This window comes from Streptomyces sp. NPDC001410, assembly GCF_042895235.1.
Lineage (GTDB): Bacteria > Actinomycetota > Actinomycetes > Streptomycetales > Streptomycetaceae > Streptomyces.
In genome coordinates, this window is the sequence record NZ_JBIAWE010000058.1 from 1 (window position 1) to 1,146 (window position 1,146).

The 1,146-nt window shown below is 68.8% G+C and carries 1 pseudogene; it reads left to right on the forward strand.

From position 1 onward, the window contains the following. Window positions 1-1,146: pseudogene (locus ACFY3C_RS45760) on the forward strand (alpha-1,4-glucan--maltose-1-phosphate maltosyltransferase); the annotation flags it as partial.

Sequence of the window (1,146 nt, forward strand, 5' to 3'; positions counted from 1 at the left end):
CCCGAGGTGGACGCGGTGCTGTCCCGGTATCCGTTGCGGGAGTTGGTGACCGCGTCCGACGCGATGCCGCTGCTCGTGGAGCGGGAGCGGGCGCTTTTCGGCTCGTGGTACGAGTTCTTCCCGCGTTCGGAGGGCACGGCCGAGCAGCCCCACGGCACCTTCCGCACGGCCGCGCGGCGTCTGAAGGCGATCGCGGAGATGGGCTTCGACGTCGTCTACCTGCCGCCCATCCATCCGATCGGCACGACGTTCCGCAAGGGCCGCAACAACACCCTCACCACCCACCCCGACGACGTCGGCGTGCCGTGGGCGATCGGCTCCCCCGAGGGCGGGCACGACGCCGTCCACCCCGCTCTGGGCACCATCGAGGACTTCGACCACTTCGTGGGCCGGGCACGGGAGTCGGGCCTGGAAGTGGCCCTGGACTTCGCCCTGCAGTGTTCCCCGGACCACCCGTGGGTGCACAAGCATCCGGAGTGGTTCCACCACCGCCCGGACGGCACGATCGCCTACGCGGAGAACCCGCCGAAGAAGTACCAGGACATCTACCCGATCGCGTTCGACGCCGACATGGACGGCCTGGTCACCGAGACGGTGCGGGTGCTGCGGCACTGGATGGCGCACGGGGTGCGGATCTTCAGGGTCGACAACCCGCACACCAAGCCGGTCGTCTTCTGGGAGCGGGTGATCGGGGAGGTCAACGGCGCCGACCCGGACGTCATCTTCCTGGCGGAGGCCTTCACCCGCCCGGCGATGATGCACACCCTGGCGCAGATCGGTTTCCAGCAGTCGTACACGTACTTCACCTGGCGCAACGACAAGCGGGAGCTGACGGAGTACCTGACCGAACTCTCGGGTGAGGCCGCCTCCTACATGCGGCCCAACCTGTTCGCCAACACCCCCGACATCCTGCACGCCTACCTCCAGCACGGCGGCCGGCCCGCGTTCGAGACCCGTGCCGTGCTCGCCGCCACCCTCTCCCCCACCTGGGGCATCTACAGCGGCTACGAACTGTGCGAGAACACCCCCCTGCGGGAGGGCAGCGAGGAGTACCTCGACTCGGAGAAGTACCAGCTCAAACCCCGCGACTGGGACGCCGCCGCACGCGAGGACCGCACCCTCGCCCCCCTCATCACCAAGCTCAAC